The sequence below is a fragment of the Mesobacillus subterraneus genome (genome assembly GCF_003937825.1).
GTDB classification, from domain to species: Bacteria; Bacillota; Bacilli; order Bacillales; family Cytobacillaceae; genus Mesobacillus; species Mesobacillus subterraneus.
This window is the reverse complement of sequence record NZ_RSFW01000013.1, coordinates 230,172-251,692: the sequence shown is the minus strand read 5'-3', so window position 1 is coordinate 251,692 and position 21,521 is coordinate 230,172. Positions and strand designations below refer to the sequence as shown.

Below are 21,521 nucleotides of genomic sequence, written 5' to 3'. Positions count from 1 at the left end.
TTAAGCTCCTCCTTATGGTCTGTTGATCATGATCGGTGCAATCTGGCTCAGGCGCTCGAATAAGGCTTTACCTCCCTCGGTCTTGATCAATCCAGTCTCTGTCAATGTTTCTTGCATCAGCTTCAGCCATGTCTGGGCGCGAACCGGAGTGATTTCGAATGGCATATGCCTGGCCCTCATATTGGGCGGCCCGAATTCCTCGCTGTACAGAGCACCGCCGCCGGTCAGCTGCGTCAGGAACATCCATTGTTTCCTTTTGATTTCATCGATATCCCCTTCAAACAATGGACTGAGTTCTTCATTTTCATATACCTTTGGATAAAATGTATCGACAATTTTGCGGATGGATGCATCTCCGCCAATCTTTTCGTAAATTGTGGTTATTTCCATGACGGTCCTCCTTCTTGAGAAAGGTTTTCATTTAATTGGTTTTATTATAACCATACTTATCAGGCGGGATAGTGACCTAAATCACTCACTTATGAAATTTTCACTATGAGAAGCTAGGAAACATTAGCTAGCTTCTCTTAAGAAAAACATGGAAACAAAGGAAAAACGCCCGTCTAAATTACCAAATTTATTACAATGTTTAGACAAGCAGATTACATTCCCTTGTTTCTAGTTTCATGGGGCCGAAACCCGGATATTCAAGGTAGTGTAACATCGACACTAAGATTTCAAGAGGAGGATGAGTAAAATGGCTAACAAAAACAATAACAATAATGGTAAGATGTCACGTGAAGAACGAGGACGCATGGGCGGCGAAGCAACAAGCCAGAACCATGGCAGCGACTTCTATCAGGAAATCGGCCGTAAAGGCGGCGAAGCAACTTCCAACAACCACGACAAAGACTTTTATCAGGAAATTGGCCGCAAAGGCGGAGAGGCTACTGCCGAGAGCCATGACAGCGAATTCTACCAGGAAATCGGACGTAAGGGTGGCGAAGCAACATCAGAAAGCCACGATAAGGACTTCTATCAGGAAATCGGCCGCAAAGGCGGAGAAGCGACTTCCAACAACCATGACCGAAGCTTCTATGAAGAAATCGGTGAAAAAGGCGGCAATGCCCGCAATAACAATAACAACAACAACAACAGTAATAACAACAAATAATTACGCTTAAAGAAGCAAGGATCCACGGCAGCTATCATCTTCAAATGATGGCTGCCGTGTTTTCGTTTCTTCCTCTTTTTCAAGGTTCTACTTTTTTCAAACCTCTCATATCAATCTACTAGAATCTTATTTTTGAGGTGAAAGAGATGACGTGGAAAATCAGAAGTGCAAATAGAGAGGACCTTCCCAGGCTGGAGGCATTTTTAACAGAGGCGGGTGTAAGCCCGGAAGGATTGAGTGAGTCAATCGAGAACTTTTCGCTTATGGAAAATACGGCAGGAGAATTGAAGGCGTGCCTTGGAGTCGAGCCTGTCGGCAAAGCAGGATTGCTGCGCTCGTTTGTTGTGTCGCCGCAAATTGCCCAGCCGGATTTGATGCTCCTTTTTAAACGGGCTTTTCTTACAGCTAAAAATCAAGAACTCGATGAATTGTATTTAGTGACGAATAAGATGAGCGCGGTGTCCTTTTTCGGGAGCCTTGGATTTGAGATGGTCAATCAGTCAGAACTTCCAGAGGAACTTCTGGAGCATAGCCATTTAAAACAAGTGCTAACTGTGGATAACTCCGCAATTATGAAAATTATTTTGTGAATTGTGGATTAATCCACAAAGTTATCCACTGATTCCCGTAGTTTATGCACATTTTGTGGATAAAAACTTGTGTTCGCCTTGTTCTTCTTTTATACTTTCATAGAAATAGACTAGTATAGCTTAGAAATAAAAGGTGGATGGACATGCAAACACAAATGTGGACAGTGGATAAGAATGTGGATAATTTAAAAACATATCCACATATCATCGAAGCCGCACAAAAACTGAAGCAAAATGAAGTCGTCGCTTTTCCGACTGAAACGGTTTATGGACTTGGAGGCAACGCGGAAAATGATGATGCCGTCTTAAAAATATTCGAAGCAAAAGGAAGACCTGGGGATAACCCGCTGATCATCCATATCGCGGACCGTGAACAGGTTTTTTCCTTTGTAAAAGAAATTCCTGAACAGGCTTCACGATTAATGGACGCATTTTGGCCGGGACCGCTGACCCTGATTCTGAACAAAAAGGATGGCGTGCTTTCAGAAAAAGCAACGGCACGACTTTCAACAGTGGCGGTAAGGATGCCTGACCATCCGGTTGCCCTCGCGTTGGTTGAAGCATCCGGATTGCCGCTCGCGGCGCCAAGTGCGAACTTGTCAGGCAAGCCGAGTCCGACAACCGCGGCTCATGTTGCTGATGACCTGACAGGCAGGATTGCCGGGATTGTTGATGGCGGAGCGACTGGTGTCGGCCTGGAATCGACTGTAGTTGATTGTACCGGGGAAATTCCAGCGATTTTAAGACCGGGCGGGGTAACGAAGGAACAGCTTGAGGAAATCGTTGGCGAGGTACTGGTCGACCCGGCACTGAAGGACGCGAAGCAGGCGCCGAAGTCTCCAGGGATGAAATACCGTCATTACGCACCGAATGCCCCTTTCTATCTGGTGAATGGTACAAAGGAAGAAATCCAGCAGCTGGTGAATGAAAAACGGAACGAGGGTATGAAAGTCGGCGTCATGACCACAAAGGAAAACAAGGCTTTCTATGATTCCGATGTGGTCATTGCCTGCGGAGAACGGATGAAGCTGGAAACTGTAGCTGAGTCACTTTATGACACACTCCGCGCCTTCAACCAGCAGGATCTCGACCTCATTTACGGGGAAATTTTTCCGGAGGAAGGCGTCGGCCAGGCAATCATGAACAGGCTGACCAAAGCATCAGGATTGCCGGTTATTGAAAAATAAAGGTTGATTGAAAAGCGCGTCGATTAGTCGGTGCGCTTTTTTCGTTTTACGAACAAGCCATGCTTCTAAATCCATTTGGACGTGCATATGCTGAATTAGCAAGTCCGAGGGGGCGAAGACATGGCAGCAATAGCCGGTGAATTACTAACATTGATATTGATGGCATTCGCGTTGGGAATGGATGCTTTTTCGGTAGGTCTTGGAATGGGCATGTTCCGTCTGACTAAAAGGCATATTTTCAAGATTGGCGTCACCATTGGCTTGTTCCATGTGTGGATGCCGCTGCTGGGGATGGTGGCCGGCAGATTTTTGTCCGAGCAGTTCGGGGCCATCGCCGGATATATCGGCGGCCTGCTTTTGATTGTGCTCGGTGTACAGATGATTTGGGCAAGCTTTAAAGAAGACGAGACAAGTTTGATCACTCCGGTCGGGAAAGGCTTATTTATTTTTGCCCTGAGTGTCAGCCTGGATAGCTTCTCGGTCGGTCTTACCCTGGGGATATATGGAGCCAGGACGCTGCTCGTACTCGTATGCTTTGGTGTCGCGGCGATGGTCCTCACCTGGGCAGGCCTCCTGGTAGGCAAAAGAGTCCAGGGGTGGATGGGTACATACAGCGAAGCGCTGGGAGGAAGCATTTTGCTCGCATTCGGGATTAAATTGCTCCTTCCTTTATAAAACGTTTGTGCACCTGTTCGGCAGGTGTATTTTTTTATGGAAAAATTAAAGATTATCTTATAATGGAGAAAAAGTTCTTCACAGGAGGGAAAGGCATGGCACGCATCTTATTCGTCTGCACCGGAAATACATGCAGGAGCCCGATGGCGGAAGCAATTTTAAAAAGCAAGGAAATACCCGGAGTTGAAGTGAAATCAGCAGGGGTTTACGCTCCAAATGGGGCGGAGGCATCCTTGAACGCGAAAATCGTGCTTGAGGAGAACAACATCAGCCATGATCATCGCTCCTCGACATTGACGAAGGAACAAATCGAATGGGCGACCTTGGTCCTGACGATGACACAGAGCCATAAGCAGCTGATTTTAAGCCAGTATCCGCAAGCTGCCGATAAAACTTTTACCCTGAAAGAGTTTGCTGAAGTGAAGGAAAACCTAGATGTCGCAGATCCATTCGGCGGGAACGAACAAATTTATCGCGAAGCTTTTCAAGAAATTCAGGAAAGTATCGAAAGAATCCTTGATAAAATCCGATAATACCTTAGAGGAGTTCTAATACTTTTTCAGGGGGATTATCAGTGGGGTCTAAACGCAGCTACAAAATGGGATTAAGAAAGAAAATGGTCATGCTGACGACGGTGTTGGCGATCATCACTTATTCAACAAGCGCATTCTTTATTTATTTCCTTCAGCCTTATGTAAAACAATTCACCGAAATCAATTCGGTTGTCTACAATGTGGCGGTCCTGGGGATGGGGATTTTCTGGTCAGGCTTGCTTGCCTATATGGCAGCAGGATTGATCATCAAGCCGTTGCAAAAATTGGAGCAATCAGCGCTGAAAGCCGCACAGGGTGAGATTGGTGAGGATGCTGAGGTTTCAAAGTCGGACGATGAAATCCGTTCGCTTGGACTAGCTTTCAACAATATGCTTGCCAATCTGCGCGAGATGGTCAGCCAGATTGACTCGAACTTCAAAGAAACAAATGAAAAGGTCATCCAGATTTCCGGCCAATCAAAGGCTGCATCGGAACAGGCAGCGATTATCTCGACAACCATCAAGGAAATTGCTTCAGGTGCAGACCAGTCGGCATTTTCGACGCAAACCACAGCTGAGTCAGTGGATGAAGTCATCCGCATTGCCGAGGACGTCCAGGAAAAAGCGCGGGTGTCAGAAGGGATTTCAGTTGAAATGGTCAAAGACCTTCAGGAATCCAAGAATGCCATCCACTCGCTGATTTCCGGGATTGAAAGACTGGCGAATGATAATCGTGAATCGCTGGGCACTGTCAAACGTCTGGAAGAAAACGCAACAAAAGTGGAGCAGATCATCCAGCTCGTCGGCGATATCGCGGCACAAACCAACCTGCTGGCTTTGAATGCTTCGATTGAGGCAGCGCGTGCCGGAGAACATGGAAAAGGATTCGCGGTCGTGGCCGAGGAAGTCAGGAAGCTAGCCGACCAGAGTGCGGACGCCGTCCAGGGGATTTCGGAATTGATCCAGAACATCCAGTCAGAGGTCCAGAACGTCGTTGGCCAGATCAGCAGACAGGTAGAAACGGCGAACAGCGAAGCGAAGAAAGGCGAGAAAACGAACCAGGTCATCGATGAAATGACGAACACCATCCACGAGATGGCCGAAGTCATCCACACGATTACCGGACTCGTCGAAACGCAGATGAACACGATCCAGCATACATCCACACAATCACAGGAAATGGCTGCAATCGCCGAAGAAACCTCAGCCGGTGCCCTGAGCGTCGCGTCTGCAGCGGAACAGCAGGCTGAAGTTATCGGTAATGTTGAAGAACTGGCCGTCGTACTGCGGGATCAGGCGGAAAAATTAAAGAACACGATCACGAAGTTTTCATTATAGGATGCGAAACCACAGCTGAGGCTGTGGTTTTTTGCTGCTGGAAAAAATCGCGTAGAATTTCCAGTTCGCTATAAAAAAGAAGATTTCGCTATTAAAATTTTGTTTTCGCTATAAAAATAATTTTTTCGCTATTAAAAGTTGATTTTCGCTATAATAAATTTTTTTCTCTGCTAAAAAAATCTTTTCGTATGAAAAATTCGTTGTTCTCTACACCAATCAAAGGGTTCAGTTATAAAACTCGTATTCAGATTCACCAATGTTCGATTTCTTTATAAAATCGAGGGAATATGAGAAAATAAACGGTAGAAATCATCGCCCCGGACAGCCGGGAATACATAGGAGGATTTTACAATGAAGGTTGCTATTGCTTCAGATCATGGCGGAGTGAACATCCGCGAGGAAATTAAGAATTTGATGGACGAAATGAAGATTGAATACGAAGATTTCGGCTGCGAATGCGGCACATCTGTTGATTATCCAGACTATGCTCTTCCGGTTGCTGAAAAAGTGGCGAACGGTGAGTTTGACAAGGGAATCCTGATTTGCGGAACGGGTATTGGCATGAGCATTGCCGCGAACAAGGTAAAAGGCATCCGTTGCGCACTTGTGCACGATGTATTCAGCGCGAAGGCGACACGCCAGCATAATGACAGCAATGTGCTCGCAATGGGTGAGCGCGTCATCGGGCCAGGACTTGCCCGTGAAATCGCAGCAGCCTGGCTGTCCACAGAATTCGAAGGCGGACGCCACGAAAACCGCGTCGGAAAAATTAAAGAATACGAAAGCAGATAAGAAAACCGAAGCGACTCCAGGGGCTAGGCGCTGGACATTTCTCGAAGTAAAAAAATATACTTTCTAATCACGTAAAAATCAGGCCGGAGCGTTTCCGGCTTTTTTAGGACGCTTTTTCATAAGTCGCTTTAAACAAAAAAAGGAGGCGTTGACACTGGCGATTGAACAATGGGAAGCAGAATTGAACTCCATCCTTACTGAATTCAATGAACAGGTGCAGCTGAAAAAGGGGCATGTGCTCGTGGTCGGTTGCAGCACGAGTGAAATCATCGGGCAGAAAATCGGCACGGCCGGAACGGAAGAGGTCGCGGAGATGGTATTCCGCCAGCTTCGTGAACTGCAGGCAACAACTGGTGTCCAGCTGGCTTTCCAGTGCTGCGAGCATTTGAACCGGGCCATTGTCGTCGAGCGGGGAACGGCGGAACAGAAGAGGCTGGATGAAGTCACGGTCATTCCGGTAAGGAACGCAGGCGGCGCGATGGCGGCCTATGCCTACCAAAATCTCCAGGATGCCGTGGTCGTCGAATTCATTAAGGCAGATGCCGGCATCGATATCGGCGACACATTAATTGGCATGCAATTGAAGCATGTGGCAGTGCCAGTCCGAGTCGCGCAGAGAAGCATTGGGCATGCGCACGTCACGCTCGCAAAAACAAGGCCGAAGCTGATCGGCGGCGTTCGGGCGGTTTACGAGAAAACGAACGAAAATGAATCTTGCTGACTTGATTAAGTTAACAGGCTTTACTTATAGGGGAAGGCAACGGAGGAAAAAGCAGGTCAGATATTCAGAGCTTCTTGTGCCTTCGTCCTTTCCTTTCATTATAATATCGGCTAAAATAAGAATGAATTTTCTAATAACGGAACTACGCAATACATATTAGAGGGGGAACTTAAGTGAAGCACTTGTCACAGCAGGACAGCCAGCTATTTGCAGCAATGCAGGATGAATTGAAGCGCCAGCGCACGAAAATCGAACTGATTGCATCTGAGAACTTTGTCAGCGAAGCCGTCATGGAGGCACAGGGTTCTGTGCTTACGAATAAGTACGCAGAAGGCTATCCAGGCCGCCGTTATTATGGCGGATGCGAACACGTCGATGTTGCCGAAAACATTGCCCGCGACCGCGCGAAGGAAATCTTCGGTGCCGAACACGTAAACGTCCAGCCGCACTCCGGTGCCCAGGCGAACATGGCGGTTTACTTTACCATCCTTGAACAGGGTGACACGGTCCTAGGGATGAATCTTTCCCACGGCGGACACTTGACGCACGGAAGCCCGGTCAACTTCAGCGGCATTCAGTATAATTTCGTTGAGTATGGTGTCGACGAAGAAACACATGTTATCGATTATGATGTTGTTCTTGAGAAAGCGCGCGAGCATAAGCCGAAACTGATCGTTGCTGGTGCAAGTGCGTACCCAAGAGCGATCGACTTCAAGCGTTTCCGCGAAATCGCAGATGAAGTGGGCGCATACCTGATGGTCGACATGGCGCACATCGCCGGATTGGTTGCAGCCGGCCTGCACCAGAACCCGGTTCCATACGCTGATTTCGTCACGACGACTACCCATAAGACCCTTCGCGGACCGCGCGGCGGGATGATCCTTTGCAGAGAAGAATTCGCGAAGAAAATCGACAAGTCGATCTTCCCTGGCATTCAGGGCGGACCGCTTATGCACGTCATCGCTGCTAAAGCAGTAGCTTTTGGCGAAGCGCTGCAGGATTCTTTTAAAGAGTACGCGAAAAATATTATTTCGAATGCCAACCGCCTTGCAGAAGGCTTGAATAAAGAAGGCATCGATCTGGTTTCAGGCGGAACAGACAACCACTTGCTGCTTGTTGACCTGCGTTCACTTGGCCTGACAGGGAAAGTAGCGGAGAAGGTGCTTGACGAGGTTGGCATCACCGTCAATAAAAACACGATTCCATTCGATCCTGAAAGCCCATTCGTAACTAGCGGAATTCGCATCGGTACAGCAGCCGTCACAAGCCGCGGCTTTGGCCATGAAGAGATGGACGAAATCGCATCACTGATCGCGTTCACTCTGAAAAATCACGAAGACGAAGCGAAGCTTGAAGAAGCACGCCAGCGCGTCGAAGCTTTGACAGGAAAATTCGAATTATATCCGGAGCTATAAGAGTTTTTACCAGCTAAGAATGAAGACAGCGGCCCTCAAGGAATGAGGGCCGTTTTTTCATAAAAATTGAAATTGTTTATTTCACTCTGGGAAATGTCCAGCTCCAGCGCCTAGCCAGTTTTCATCTTTGAAATTCATCCATGAGTATCTTGCGAGAAGCGTTAGCTTTGAGCAGCTCGAGACGCTTGTCCAGTGTCGCCTCCTAGAAACTCCGAAACTTCGACTCCGCCGGCAGAAGCAAAAAGCGCTTCTTTGTCGGTGTCTCCAGTTTCTGTGTTTCTGAGCAGTCGGCTATACATTTCAATTTCGGTCCGCCCGATGAAGTCAAAGAACGACTTCACCTTTCGGCCCTCCAGCGATTGTCGGGGCTGACCAAGGCGCTTTCGCTTTTCCAACAAAAATCATTATGCTGAGCGGTTGCTTGTATGGGTGTTTTTCTGTAAAATTATACGAAGTGTGATTTAACAGACCTTACATAAACAGACAGGTGTTCACAACTCATTTACCTTTAAAAGGAGCGATACACATGGCAAAAGTATACGTATTTGACCATCCATTGATCCAGCATAAACTTACTTATATCCGCGACAAGAGCACGGGCACGAAGGAATTCCGCGAGCTTGTGGACGAAGTCGCGACGCTGATGGCTTTCGAAATCACGCGTGATATGCCTCTTGAGGAAATTGAAATTGAAACACCAGTCGAAAAGACAAAATCGAAAGTACTATCAGGCAAGAAGCTTGGGATCATCCCGATTCTTCGAGCAGGCATCGGAATGGTTGACGGCATCTTGAAATTGATCCCGGCAGCGAAGGTTGGACACATTGGACTATACCGCGACCCGGAAACCCTAATGCCGGTTGAATACTACGTAAAGCTTCCTAGCGACGTTGAAGAGCGCGATTTCATCGTAGTCGATCCAATGCTTGCAACAGGCGGTTCCGCTGTTGAAGCTATCAACTCCCTGAAAAAGCGCGGCGCGAAGCACATCAAATTCATGTGTTTAATTGCAGCTCCAGAAGGCGTAGAAACGGTAAAAGAAGCCCACCCTGACGTAGATATCTACATTGCTGCACTGGATGAAAAGCTGAACGACCACGGATACATCGTTCCAGGCCTGGGAGACGCAGGCGATCGTTTATTCGGGACGAAATAAGGAGTGTTTAAGATGAACCAGCCAATTAAGGTCATGACGATTTTCGGGACACGTCCTGAAGCGATTAAAATGGCCCCGCTTGTCCTGGAATTGCAGAAACACCCAGAGCATTTTGAATCGATTGTAACCGTCACTGCCCAGCATCGCCAAATGCTGGACCAGGTATTGAATATTTTTAACATCACCCCGAATTACGACCTTAATATCATGAAGGACCGCCAGACACTGATTGATGTGACGACCAGAGGTTTGGAAGGTCTAGATAAGGTCATGAAGGAAGTCAAACCAGATATCGTCCTTGTGCACGGGGATACAACGACCACATTCGTGGCCAGTCTTGCGGCATACTACAACCAGATTGTCGTCGGACATGTTGAAGCGGGTTTAAGAACGTGGAATAAGTACTCCCCGTTCCCGGAAGAAATGAACCGCCAGCTGACGGGAGTTATGGCAGACCTGCATTTTGCGCCAACTTCTAAGTCTGCGGCAAATCTTCTTGAGGAAAATAAAAAGGAAGAAAACATCTTCATCACGGGTAATACGGCAATCGACGCCCTGAAAACAACAGTTAAGGATAGTTACCAGCATGAAGTGCTCGACAAGCTTGGCGATGATCGCTTGATCCTGATGACGGCACATCGCCGCGAAAATCTTGGTGAGCCGATGCGCAATATGTTCCGCGCCATCAAGCGCCTAGTTGATGAACAGCGTGATGTGCAGGTCGTTTATCCTGTCCATCTGAATCCGGTAGTCCGTGAGCTTGCCGATGAAGTGCTGGGCAATGACCCGCGCATCCATTTGATCGAGCCGCTCGATGTAATTGACTTCCATAACTTTGCGTCACGTGCTCATTTGATTTTGACTGATTCTGGCGGCGTACAGGAAGAGGCTCCATCGCTTGGTGTGCCAGTGCTTGTATTGCGCGATACAACCGAGCGTCCGGAAGGGATTGAGGCTGGAACATTAAAGCTTGCCGGAAACGAAGAACAGCCGATTTATGAAATGGCGACAGAGCTTCTTACCGACTCTGAAGCATATGAAGAAATGGCCAAAGCTTCTAATCCATATGGAGATGGACGTGCATCCGAACGAATTTGTGAAGCCATCCGTTATTACTTCAAAAAAACAGAAAATCGCCCTGAACAATATAAATAATTGAACTTAGACACCTCTTTTTCTGATAAAAGGGGTGTTTTTTTCTGTTTAAGCGGCCGCCCTCGCAATAGAATGTGGGCAAAATGCTTACTGGTAAAATTTTAAAATTAATAAGTTGTGTTAATTGCGTAAAACAAACTGATAATTTCGTACTCAACTACAATAATTGCGCAGAAAACAGGAATAATTGCGTAATTAACCGCACTAATTGCACCGTCATCCTAATTTTGGGAATAAACTACCTAAAAATGATATCCCCCTTGCATACTTACCACCCACATTTGAAAGGCTAACGGAAAAAGGGGGAGTCTGTTTTGTTTAAGCGTTCAATTCTGTTGTTTTTTCCGATAATGCTGGTACTTGCTGCCTTTCAGCCACAAAAACTACAGCATCCTCCCATCCCGGAGGAGAATCCTCGCAATGAAAAAATCGCCATCGTGTTGACGGAGAAACCGTTCCCAGAATCTGAAATCAACCGCCAGCTTAGTACGCTTAAAAACACCAAGCTCCGTCGTATCTTCCGCCATGCTGTGCAGGGCTACTCTGTACAGGGGCCGTTTTCAGAGCTGAGGCAGCTGGAAGAATACAATGAGATCAAGCTTGTATCAGAAGTGAATACTTATAAAACAGAGAACCCGCACCAGCCAGCCAGATTCAAGCCGAGTACCTCTTTTATCGATAATTTCGAACTGATCGGGACGGAAAAAGTTCGCGGCATTCTTGATGACAATGGGAACCGCCTCACAGGAAAAGGTGTGACGATTGGGGTCATCGATACGGGGATTGATTATGAGCATCCGGATTTAAGGAGGAATTTTGCAGGAGGCCATGACCTCGTTGATGGGGATGATGACCCGATGGAAACGAAGGGTGTTGGACTGCGGAGCACACTGCACGGGACGCATGTGGCCGGGGTCATCGCCGCAAACGGAAGGATGCGCGGTATGGCGCCGGATGCGAAAATCGTTGCCTATCGGGCGCTTGGGCCAGGAGGCAGCGGTACGACCGAGCAGGTGATTGCGGCGATCGATGAGGCGATCAAGGACAAGGTGGATGTCCTGAACCTTTCGCTCGGAAACGATGTCAACGGGCCAGACCTTCCAATCAGCCTGGCGCTCAACAAGGCGGTGGAAAAGGGAATCGTCGCAGTGACTTCCTCAGGAAATTCGGGGCCGAACCGCTGGACAGTCGGGTCACCCGGAACCGCATCAAAAGCCATTTCCGTAGGCGCATCAACTCCGCCGATGAAGGTGCCGTACTTATCAGCTCCAGGCATCCGTGAAAAAATCAGGCTCGAGCTGCTTCAGGGTTCGGACAATTGGAACTTTACGCGAAGTGAAAACATCGTTTTCGCGGGGCTGGGCAGCAATGAAGAAATGAAGGATGTCCGGGATAAGATTGTGTTAGTTGAGCGGGGAAAGCTTACTTTTACCGAAAAAGCGAAAAATGCCCTGGATGCGGGAGCGAAGGCCGTCATCATCTACAACAACACGAAGGGCACGTTTTTTGGAAACCTCGAGGAGAGTTTGCTAATTCCGGTTGCGTCCATAAGCAAAAAGGAAGGAATGGCGATTCAAAAGCAAGTTGAAAACGGTCCTACCCTCGTCAGGATGGAATCAATAGAAGAAAAAGATATCCTTGCCGATTTCAGCTCGCGCGGACCTGTGACTGTTACATGGGAAATCAAGCCGGATATCGTCGCGCCTGGTGTCGCAATCAACAGCACCGTACCTGGAGGCTACCTTCCTTTGCAGGGAACAAGCATGGCCTCGCCCCATGTGGCAGGAGCAGCAGCTCTCATTAAACAGGCGCATCCTGATTGGAATCCAGCCGAAATCAAGGCTGCGCTCATGAACACCGCGAAGGAGATTACGGGTCGCGATGGAAAGCCTTACCGGACGTTTGAGCAGGGAGCCGGTCGAATCCAGATAGAAGACGCAATCAAAGTGGAGACACTTGTAATACCGGGATCGCTGCAGTTTGGGAAATTCCAGCTCAGCGATAATATGCACCGGCACAGTGCCAGGATTGAAGTCAAAAATACGAGCAGCAGCACGAAAACGTACTCCTTCGAGATGCCGAAACGGGAAAATGGAATGGAGTGGGAACTGCCATTCAGCTTCACATTGGAGCCCAATGAACAGAAAACGATTGAGGTTGCGATGAAAGCCAGTCCTGAGCATTTAAAAGATAAAATCCATGATGGGGCACTAGTGTTGAATGACGGGAAAAGTAGAATCCGGATTCCATACCTGTATGTACTGGAAGAACCGGATTACCCCCGCGTGATGGGGTTCGATTTTGCTCCGGCAGACAATGGCGAGGCTTATCGCTATGAAGTCTATCTGCCGGGGGGAGCGGATGAATTCGGCATTGCCCTGTTTGATCCGGACCAATACCGGTTTGTTGGATACCTTGATTGGGGAAGAAAGCTGAATAAAGGGATGGCGGGCAAGGAAATCCCGCTGGAAAACCTGCCGCCGGATGGGGTGTATTTGGCTAAGGTCTTCGCGAAAAAAGCAGGACGCGAAAGCATGATTGAAGCGGTGATTGCGATTGAGAAAAATCAAACCGAAAAAAGGGCCGGAAGAAGGTGATCTTCTTTCCGGCCCTGTTCATTTTAGGAAAGGTTTTTTCCTCAGGAAGGACCCCTTGAAAATATCCTTCTATAATATATTTGCAGCATAGGGATTATGGTATATATTCACAGTGAAAACTTTGTGAATTTTTTCACCCCAATGGATTGACATTGACATTTGCCTATTGTATGCTTACAAAGGGCATAAAATGATAAGGTTTTCAATGTTGATATGCAAGCTTTTTTTAGTGAAAATATTGTTTTTTCGGAAAATAAATTTTCACCCCCTGAAGCTCCCATTCTCAAAAGTGAGGATGCGTTTTTTATGCGCCGAAACAACCGCCACCCTTTTCAAGCGATGGCACTCATGTCCGCTATACTATCTCAATTGGTAGGCTCGATTTTAATTGGCATTTTTTCCGGAAGATGGCTGGATCGTACCCTAGGTACAGAGCCACTTTTCTTAATATTCGGATTGCTGATCGGATTGGCGGCAGGTGTGTATGCCATGCTCCGCCTTGTCCAACACTTCTTTTCGGGAGACTGAGCCATCAATGGAAATCAAGGACCTGTTCACTCGCCACCGCAAATACATATTCACTCTGTTGTCTCTATATGTACTAGGGTACGGCTTCACAAGCTATCAATCTGTTTTTGCCGGGTTGATCTTTGGTACAAGCCTTAGCCTTTTTAATTTATGGCTGCTTGCGAGAAAGATGAACAATTTCGGGGATTCGGTTGTGCAGGGGAAGAAGGTGCGCTCGCTCGGCTCGATGTCGAGGCTTGCAACCGGAGCGCTTGCCGTAATCGTTGCGATGGAATATCCAGATCGCATAAACCTTGTATTTACGATTTTGGGATTAATGACAGCTTACATTGTCATTATGATAGATTTTTTTGTCCAGTCTTTTCAATCACGTAGATAGCGGGGAAGAGAGGTGAATAATTGATGCATCATGAAGCTCCATTAAGAGAAATATTTGGGCTTACTTTTAACTTAGCAAATTTGCTGATGATCACAATAGCGACTGCTCTTGTATTCATCATTGCAGTTCTTTCCACTCGTAAACTGGCGATGAAGCCGACAGGAATCCAGAACTTCATGGAATGGATTATGGATTTCGTCAAAGGAATCATCAACAGCACGATGGACTGGAAGGATGGGGGAAGGTTCCACGTCCTCGGGATCACATTGCTGATGTATGTATTTGTTTCAAACATGCTGGGACTGCCATTCGCGGTCGTTTACGACAATGTCCTATGGTGGAAATCACCAACAGCTGACCCGGTCATCACATTGACTCTTGCAGTCATGGTGGTAGGACTATCCCATTATTATGGCGTCAAACTCAAAGGGACTGCCGAATACGGCAAGGAATTCTTCAAGCCGTTCTGGTTCATGTTCCCGATCAAGATCATCGAAGAGTTCGCGAATACGCTCACTCTTGGTCTTCGTCTTTACGGTAACATCTACGCAGGTGAGATCCTGTTGGGTCTGCTTGCAGCCAGCCTCGCTACGGATGCTGTCGGACACTTAGCCGCAGCCGTTCCAATGCTTGTGTGGCAAGGATTCTCGATTTTCGTCGGGGCAATCCAGGCGTTCATCTTCACAATGTTAACGATGGTTTATCTCTCTCATAAAGTGAGCCATGACCATTAATATATACCTGTTCATTATATGAACAAAACTAAAAAACTATATTTTTCTATACAATAAGGAGGAACTTAATAATGGGTCTATTAGCAGCAGCAATCGCAATCGGTTTGGCAGCACTTGGTGCAGGTATTGGTAACGGTTTGATCGTATCACGTACAGTTGAAGGTATCGCTCGTCAGCCAGAAGCTCGCGGTATGCTTCAAACAACAATGTTCATCGGGGTTGCATTGGTTGAAGCGATTCCTATCATCGCAGTTGTTATCGCGTTCATGGTTATCGGTGGTTAATTCATAATAATAATTTAAAATGGCGAAGATCATTCCGCGCGAACCTTCGCCATTCTATTATGTCGGCTCTGTGCCGGTCCAAAACCGGCGGAGGGCAGGCCTGAATTTGAATGCAAGCAATCGTTTGAAATAAAATAGGGCAAGCCCCTGGGCGGCCCGGGCGTATGGCATGAAGCCAGATGACGCTTGTTGGACCTTTTAATCATGGTACAACTCTTGAAGGGAGTGAATCGAGGGTGTTAACAATGAATTATGTATTGGGAGCGGCAGCCGGCCTGAATACTGGAGATATCATATTCCAGCTCGTTATGTTCCTTATTTTGTTAGCATTGCTTAAAAAGTTCGCTTGGGGTCCATTGATGGGCATCATGAAGGAACGTGAAGAGCATATTGCTGGCGAAATCGGAGCGGCTGAAAAGAGCCGTGCCGAAGCGCAAAAACTTATGGAAGAACAGCGTGAAATGCTTAAGCAGGCACGCACTGAAGCACAGGGCCTTATTGAAAACGCGAAGAAACAGGGCGATGTACAGCGTGATGAAATCATTGCACTGGCACGCACTGAATCTGAAAGAATCAAGGAATCTGCAAAGCTTGAAATCGAGCAGCAGAAGGAGCAGGCTGTTGCGGCTATCCGCGAGCAAGTTGCTTCACTATCTGTATTGATCGCTTCTAAGGTGATCGAGAAGGAAATCTCTGCAGCTGACCAGGAAAAGCTGATCAATGAGTACATTCAAGAGGCGGGTAATGCCCGATGAGCAACTCGACAGTAGCAAAACGCTATGCCCTGGCACTTTTTCAGCTTGCTTCTGAAAAGCAGGTTCTTGCTCAAGTCGAGGAAGAACTGCGCACAGTAAAAGAGGTAGTTGTGAACAATCCTGAACTGATGGCTTTTTTAAAGTCTCCAAAGCTTCCAAACGAGAAGAAGAAAGAGGTTTTGACAAATGCTTTCGGATTGGTGAGCACATATGTCCTTAACACTCTGATGATTTTGGTTGACCGCCACCGCGAAGACCAGATCACAGACGTAGCGGATCAGTTCATTGCCCTTGCGAATGACGCAAAAGGCATTGCTGAAGCTAAAGTATACAGTGTCCAGCCGCTGACGGCTGAGCAGGCTGGAGCCCTTTCAGCTGCTTTCGCTCCTCAGGTTGGCAAATCGGCACTTCAAATCGAAAACATTGTAGATTCCAATTTGCTTGGAGGCGTCAAGCTTCGCATTGGAAACCGCATTTTTGACGGAAGCTTGCAAGGCAAGCTGGATCGTCTTGAACGTAAATTGCTAGGCTAAGATTCGTAGATAGGGGTGAAACTCATGAGCATCAAAGCTGAAGAAATCAGTGCGCTGATAAAATCGCAAATCGAAAATTATCAGTCGGAAATTCAAGTGAGTGATGTGGGTACAGTTATCAGTGTTGGTGACGGTATCGCCCGTGCTCATGGCCTCGACAATGTCATGGCTGGAGAACTTGTTGAATTTTCAAACGGCGTTATGGGTATGGCACAAAACCTTGAAGAAAATAACGTCGGTATCATCATCCTTGGACCTTTCACGGACATCCGCGAAGGTGACGAGGTTCGCCGTACAGGCCGCATCATGGAAGTTCCTGTTGGGGAACAATTGATTGGCCGCGTAGTAAACCCGCTTGGACAGCCAGTTGACGGCATGGGTCCAATCAACACAACAAAAACTCGCCCGATCGAGTATAATGCACCGGGCGTAATGGACCGTAAATCTGTTCATGAGCCGCTTCAGACTGGTATCAAGGCGATCGACGCTCTTGTTCCAATCGGACGCGGACAGCGTGAATTGATCATCGGTGACCGCCAGACAGGTAAAACGTCTGTAGCGATCGATACAATCCTTAACCAAAAAGGCCAGGACATGATCTGTATCTACGTTGCAATCGGACAGAAGGAATCAACTGTACGTAACGCAGTTGAAACTCTCCGTAAGCACGGCGCGTTAGAGTACTCTATCGTTGTTACAGCTTCTGCTTCCCAGCCTGCTCCACTCTTATACCTGGCTCCTTACGCTGGTGTAACAATGGGTGAAGAATTCATGTACAATGGCAAGCACGTGCTTGTAGTATATGATGATCTTTCTAAACAAGCGGCAGCATACCGTGAACTTTCCTTGCTACTTCGCCGTCCTCCAGGCCGCGAAGCTTACCCAGGGGATGTATTCTACTTGCACTCACGCTTACTAGAGCGTGCTGCGAAATTGAGCGACGCTAAAGGCGCAGGTTCAATCACAGCACTTCCGTTCATTGAAACACAGGCAGGCGACGTTTCTGCTTACATTCCAACGAACGTTATCTCAATCACAGACGGACAGATCTTCTTGCAGTCTGACCTATTCTTCTCTGGCGTACGTCCAGCGATCAACGCAGGTCTTTCTGTATCCCGTGTAGGTGGATCCGCTCAAATCAAAGCGATGAAGAAGGTATCTGGTACACTTCGTCTTGACCTTGCTTCTTACCGTGAATTGGAAGCATTCGCACAGTTCGGTTCTGACCTTGACAAAGCGACTCAGGCAAAACTTAACCGCGGTGCCCGTACGGTAGAGGTTCTTAAACAAGATCTTAACAAGCCGCTTGCTGTTGAAAAGCAAGTAGCGATTCTATATGCCCTTACTCGCGGCTTCCTAGACGATATTCCATTGCAGGATATCCGCCGCTTCGAAGGTGAATTCCTTTCATGGTTAGACCACAACCATACAGAAGTGTTAGACCATATCCGCACTACGAAGGAACTTCCTTCCGACGACGATATGGCTGCTGCAATCAACGCCTTCAAAAAGACGTTTGCAGTATCTGAGTAATTTTAACTGATTAGCAGCGCCAGCACTCCTTTTAAAAAAAGGAACTGGCTCCTGCTTACACTTGGACTAACAATCTTTGTAAAAGGGTGGTGAGAACCGAAATGGCATCTTTGCGCGATATAAAAAACCGTATTACTTCGACTAAGAAGACGAGCCAGATTACCAAGGCAATGGAGATGGTATCTGCTGCAAAATGGAACCGTGGAGTGATGAACGCGAAAGCATTCGTTCCTTACATGGAAAAAATCCAGGAAGTAACAGCTTCCATCGCAATGGGCAGCAAGGATTCAAATCATCCGATGCTGAACAGCCGTCCAGTCAAGAAAACGGGATATCTAGTGATAACATCAGATCGTGGTCTAGCAGGGGCTTACAACAGTAACGTCCTTCGCCAGTTATACCAGACGATCCAGCAACGCCATAAATCAAATGATGAGTTTGCGATCATCGCGATCGGGCGTGTCGGCCGTGACTTTTTCCAAAGCCGTGGCATGAACGTTGTCCTTGACATCGTCGGCATTGCTGACCAGCCGTCCTTCTCTGAAATCCAGGATATCGCCAGCAACACAGTTGGCATGTTCTCGGACGGAACATTTGACGAATTATATATTTACTACAGCCATTACATCAGCGCGATTTCACAGGAAGTAACCGAGAAGAAGCTTCTGCCGCTAACGGACATTAGCGCTGCTTCAACAAAGCTTACATCTTATGAATTCGAACCAAACGCTGAGGAGATCCTGGAAGTTCTCTTGCCGCAATATGCAGAAAGCTTGATTTACGGAGCATTGCTTGACAGTAAAGCAAGTGAGCACGCTGCTCGTATGACAGCCATGAGAAACGCAACGGACAACGCGAAAGAGCTGATCAATTCACTCAGCTTGAGCTACAACCGTGCGCGTCAGGCTGCGATTACCCAGGAAATCACGGAAATCGTTGGCGGAGCTTCAGCGCTCGAATAGATATGATCATTGGCAACAGCCCAATGATATCTTGATTACAATCGGGGATGTGGCATGGTGTCCACATCCCATCATGATGTATATATTTGAACAAGTACGTTAGGAGGGAACAAGATGAACAAGGGACGCGTTCTCCAGGTTATGGGTCCGGTTGTTGACGTAAAGTTTGAAAGCGGCAATCTTCCTGAGATCTATAACGCTTTGAAAATTGTAACTAGCGATGCGGATGTTAAAATCGAACTAACTCTTGAAGTAGCCCTTCACTTAGGCGATGACACTGTTCGTACAATCGCGATGTCTTCCACAGACGGACTTAAGCGTGGAGTGGAAGTATTAGACACGGGTGCTGCAATCTCCGTTCCAGTTGGGGATGTAACACTAGGCCGTGTATTCAACGTATTGGGTGAGTCAATCGACCTTGACGCTCCAATCGCTGCAGATTCACGCCGCGATTCAATCCACAGGGAAGCTCCAACTTTCGAACAGCTTTCTACTGAGGTTGAAATCCTTGAGACAGGTATTAAGGTAGTTGACCTTCTTGCTCCATATATCAAGGGTGGTAAGATCGGATTGTTCGGTGGTGCCGGTGTAGGTAAAACTGTATTAATCCAGGAATTGATCAACAACATCGCTCAAGAGCACAGCGGGATCTCCGTATTCGCAGGTGTAGGTGAGCGTACACGTGAAGGTAACGACCTTTACCACGAAATGACTGATTCTGGCGTTATCAAGCAAACTGCGATGGTATTCGGCCAGATGAACGAGCCGCCAGGAGCACGTATGCGTGTTGCCCTGACTGGTCTTACAATGGCAGAATACTTCCGTGATGAGCAAGGACAGGACGTTCTTTTCTTCATGGATAACATCTTCCGTTTCACGCAAGCAGGTTCCGAGGTTTCCGCGCTACTTGGCCGTATGCCATCTGCGGTAGGTTACCAGCCGACTCTTGCAACTGAAATGGGTAAATTACAGGAACGTATCACATCTACTAACGTAGGTTCTGTTACTTCCATCCAGGCGATCTATGTACCGGCCGATGACTACACTGACCCGGCTCCGGCTACAACTTTCGCCCACTTGGATGCAACAACAAACCTTGAGCGTAAGCTTTCTGAAATGGGTATTTACCCAGCGGTGGATCCACTTGCTTCGACTTCACGTGCATTGACACCTGAAATCGTTGGTGAAGACCACTACAATGTAGCGCGTCGCGTTCAGCAGACATTGCAGCGTTACAGAGAACTTCAGGACATCATCGCGATCCTTGGTATGGACGAGCTTTCTGACGAAGATAAGCTAGTTGTACACCGCGCTCGCCGTGTCCAGTTCTTCCTATCTCAAAACTTCCACGTAGCCGAGCAGTTCACTGGACAGCCAGGTTCTTACGTACCAGTTAAAGAAACAGTTAAAGGATTCACTGAGATCCTTGACGGCAAATATGACCACCTTCCAGAAGATGCATTCCGCCTAGTTGGCCGTATCGAAGAAGTTATCGAGAATGCAAAACGTATGGGTGTAGAGGTCTAATAACGGACCAGGAGGGTAAAAAATGAAGACGATTAAAGTCAGTGTTGTTACTCCCGATGGGCCGGTGTATGAATCAGATGTTGAAATGGTAAGCACCAAAGCAAGCACAGGCGAGCTTGGAATCTTGCCAGGCCACATTCCAATGGTTGCACCGCTACAAATTGGCGCTGTCCGTTTGAAAAATGGCAGCAATACTGAGTTCATCGCGGTAAGCGGCGGCTTCCTCGAAGTCCGTCCAGACAAGGTAACCATCCTTGCTCAATCCGCTGAACAATCATCTGAAATCGACCTTGAACGTGCACTGAGAGCAAAAGAACGCGCTGAACAGCGCCTGCATGAAAGAAAGCAGGAGAACATCGACTTCAAGCGTGCAGAACTTGCACTTCAACGCGCGATCAACCGTATTTCAGTTGCGGAACGCAGAATTTAATGACGAACACCCTCCGGCTGATGCTGGAGGGTGTTTTTTATATAAAGACACAGTGAATTTACCCTTGAAAAATTGGGAGGAGATTCCGTTTCGACAATAATGTTGTGAACTTCGCCAATATATTTTAATTTTCGCCAATAAAATTATTTTTCCGCCAATAAAACGCGATTTTCGCCAATAAAAGTGTGAACTTCGCCAATAAATCAATTCCCCCCTCACAATTTTTCAAGCAACGCAGCTAGCTAGCTATCTTTTTCACAACAATTCACCTTGATCTCCCATAATCATAAAATTATCGCTCTAAAACATCCAAATCAGCCTGCTTAATCGCAGGAAATGTTGACAAACGTCACTGACAACTAAAACCAATTTGGTTTTTAATATAGAATGTAACCGATTGCCTTGTTTTAGGAGCAGCGCGAACAAAAACTGGAGCTGCACACTCCGAAACACCGTGTTCCCACAATCAGCAAACGCTTGTACAAAAGAAGTTGCATAATTTTCCTTTCGAACAACTAAGTATGGAAGGGAACGACTCTTCCTGGCTGTCACCAGGCACACAATTTCACATTCTATTTTTCTAG

General features: G+C 47.3%; 23 protein-coding genes. 22 read left to right on the top strand and 1 reads right to left on the bottom strand.

Annotated features, from left to right (window positions below):
- Positions 1–12: 12 nt before the first annotated feature.
- On the bottom strand, positions 13–390 hold the full coding sequence (locus EJA10_RS11435; protein WP_125480137.1) for a globin domain-containing protein: 378 nt from the start codon (positions 388–390) through the stop codon (positions 13–15).
- A gap of 307 nt (positions 391–697) precedes the next feature.
- Here EJA10_RS11435 and EJA10_RS11430 point away from each other — a divergent pair, with 307 nt between their 5' ends.
- The 22 genes from EJA10_RS11430 to EJA10_RS11325 all read left to right on the top strand — a co-directional run bounded on the left by EJA10_RS11430 (position 698) and on the right by EJA10_RS11325 (position 20,937).
- Positions 698–1,114: a KGG domain-containing protein gene (locus EJA10_RS11430; RefSeq protein WP_125480136.1), complete on the top strand. Its 417-nt coding sequence runs from the start codon at positions 698–700 to the stop codon at positions 1,112–1,114.
- Positions 1,115–1,260: 146 nt separating this feature from the next.
- Positions 1,261–1,704 (top strand): GNAT family N-acetyltransferase, encoded by a 444-nt coding sequence (locus tag EJA10_RS11425; protein ID WP_125480135.1) that lies wholly within the window; start codon positions 1,261–1,263, stop codon positions 1,702–1,704.
- A 143-nt stretch (positions 1,705–1,847) separates the two neighbouring features.
- Positions 1,848–2,891 carry an L-threonylcarbamoyladenylate synthase gene (locus EJA10_RS11420; RefSeq protein ID WP_125480134.1) on the top strand — a complete coding sequence of 348 codons (1,044 nt, stop codon included), beginning with the start codon at positions 1,848–1,850 and terminating at the stop codon, positions 2,889–2,891.
- Between the two features lie 120 nt (positions 2,892–3,011).
- Positions 3,012–3,566 (top strand): manganese efflux pump MntP, encoded by a 555-nt coding sequence (locus EJA10_RS11415; RefSeq protein ID WP_125480133.1) that lies wholly within the window; start codon positions 3,012–3,014, stop codon positions 3,564–3,566.
- 95 nt (positions 3,567–3,661) lie between these two features.
- Positions 3,662–4,099, top strand: a complete 438-nt coding sequence (locus tag EJA10_RS11410) for a low molecular weight protein arginine phosphatase (protein ID WP_125480132.1) — start codon at positions 3,662–3,664, stop codon at positions 4,097–4,099.
- A 41-nt stretch (positions 4,100–4,140) separates the two neighbouring features.
- A complete protein-coding gene (locus EJA10_RS11405; RefSeq protein WP_125480131.1) occupies positions 4,141–5,436 on the top strand; it encodes a methyl-accepting chemotaxis protein in 1,296 nt (431 codons plus the stop codon).
- 351 nt (positions 5,437–5,787) lie between these two features.
- Complete coding sequence (gene rpiB, locus EJA10_RS11400; RefSeq protein WP_125480130.1) at positions 5,788–6,228, top strand: ribose 5-phosphate isomerase B; 441 nt, start codon at positions 5,788–5,790, stop codon at positions 6,226–6,228.
- Positions 6,229–6,376: 148 nt separating this feature from the next.
- Positions 6,377–6,949: a TIGR01440 family protein gene (locus EJA10_RS11395; protein WP_125480129.1), complete on the top strand. Its 573-nt coding sequence runs from the start codon at positions 6,377–6,379 to the stop codon at positions 6,947–6,949.
- Between the two features lie 173 nt (positions 6,950–7,122).
- Positions 7,123–8,364 carry a serine hydroxymethyltransferase gene (locus EJA10_RS11390; protein WP_125480128.1) on the top strand — a complete coding sequence of 414 codons (1,242 nt, stop codon included), beginning with the start codon at positions 7,123–7,125 and terminating at the stop codon, positions 8,362–8,364.
- Between the two features lie 526 nt (positions 8,365–8,890).
- A complete protein-coding gene (gene upp / locus EJA10_RS11385; protein WP_125480127.1) occupies positions 8,891–9,520 on the top strand; it encodes a uracil phosphoribosyltransferase in 630 nt (209 codons plus the stop codon).
- 12 nt (positions 9,521–9,532) lie between these two features.
- Positions 9,533–10,675 (top strand): non-hydrolyzing UDP-N-acetylglucosamine 2-epimerase, encoded by a 1,143-nt coding sequence (wecB, locus tag EJA10_RS11380; RefSeq protein ID WP_125480126.1) that lies wholly within the window; start codon positions 9,533–9,535, stop codon positions 10,673–10,675.
- A gap of 350 nt (positions 10,676–11,025) precedes the next feature.
- Positions 11,026–13,272 carry a S8 family serine peptidase gene (locus EJA10_RS11375; RefSeq protein WP_125480255.1) on the top strand — a complete coding sequence of 749 codons (2,247 nt, stop codon included), beginning with the start codon at positions 11,026–11,028 and terminating at the stop codon, positions 13,270–13,272.
- Between the two features lie 306 nt (positions 13,273–13,578).
- Positions 13,579–13,800: an AtpZ/AtpI family protein gene (locus EJA10_RS11370; RefSeq protein WP_125480125.1), complete on the top strand. Its 222-nt coding sequence runs from the start codon at positions 13,579–13,581 to the stop codon at positions 13,798–13,800.
- Positions 13,801–13,807: 7 nt separating this feature from the next.
- Positions 13,808–14,179 carry an ATP synthase subunit I gene (locus EJA10_RS11365; RefSeq protein WP_125480124.1) on the top strand — a complete coding sequence of 124 codons (372 nt, stop codon included), beginning with the start codon at positions 13,808–13,810 and terminating at the stop codon, positions 14,177–14,179.
- A 23-nt stretch (positions 14,180–14,202) separates the two neighbouring features.
- Positions 14,203–14,913, top strand: coding sequence for a F0F1 ATP synthase subunit A (atpB, locus tag EJA10_RS11360; RefSeq protein WP_125480123.1), 711 nt, complete (start codon positions 14,203–14,205; stop codon positions 14,911–14,913).
- A gap of 71 nt (positions 14,914–14,984) precedes the next feature.
- Positions 14,985–15,197: a F0F1 ATP synthase subunit C gene (gene atpE / locus EJA10_RS11355; RefSeq protein ID WP_023613579.1), complete on the top strand. Its 213-nt coding sequence runs from the start codon at positions 14,985–14,987 to the stop codon at positions 15,195–15,197.
- A 236-nt stretch (positions 15,198–15,433) separates the two neighbouring features.
- Complete coding sequence (locus tag EJA10_RS11350; protein WP_125480122.1) at positions 15,434–15,952, top strand: F0F1 ATP synthase subunit B; 519 nt, start codon at positions 15,434–15,436, stop codon at positions 15,950–15,952.
- On the top strand, positions 15,949–16,485 hold the full coding sequence (locus EJA10_RS11345; protein ID WP_125480121.1) for a F0F1 ATP synthase subunit delta: 537 nt from the start codon (positions 15,949–15,951) through the stop codon (positions 16,483–16,485). The genes EJA10_RS11350 and EJA10_RS11345 overlap by 4 nt, the downstream gene beginning before the upstream one ends.
- 24 nt (positions 16,486–16,509) lie before the next feature.
- The gene (gene atpA, locus EJA10_RS11340; protein ID WP_125480120.1) at positions 16,510–18,018 is read left to right on the top strand and encodes a F0F1 ATP synthase subunit alpha; all 1,509 of its coding nucleotides are present in this window, start codon (positions 16,510–16,512) and stop codon (positions 18,016–18,018) included.
- Positions 18,019–18,119: 101 nt separating this feature from the next.
- Positions 18,120–18,980: a F0F1 ATP synthase subunit gamma gene (locus EJA10_RS11335; protein ID WP_125480119.1), complete on the top strand. Its 861-nt coding sequence runs from the start codon at positions 18,120–18,122 to the stop codon at positions 18,978–18,980.
- 114 nt (positions 18,981–19,094) lie between these two features.
- Positions 19,095–20,507: a F0F1 ATP synthase subunit beta gene (gene atpD, locus EJA10_RS11330; RefSeq protein WP_125480118.1), complete on the top strand. Its 1,413-nt coding sequence runs from the start codon at positions 19,095–19,097 to the stop codon at positions 20,505–20,507.
- Positions 20,508–20,529: 22 nt separating this feature from the next.
- Complete coding sequence (locus EJA10_RS11325; protein WP_125480117.1) at positions 20,530–20,937, top strand: F0F1 ATP synthase subunit epsilon; 408 nt, start codon at positions 20,530–20,532, stop codon at positions 20,935–20,937.
- The last annotated feature ends 584 nt before the right edge of the window (positions 20,938–21,521 follow it).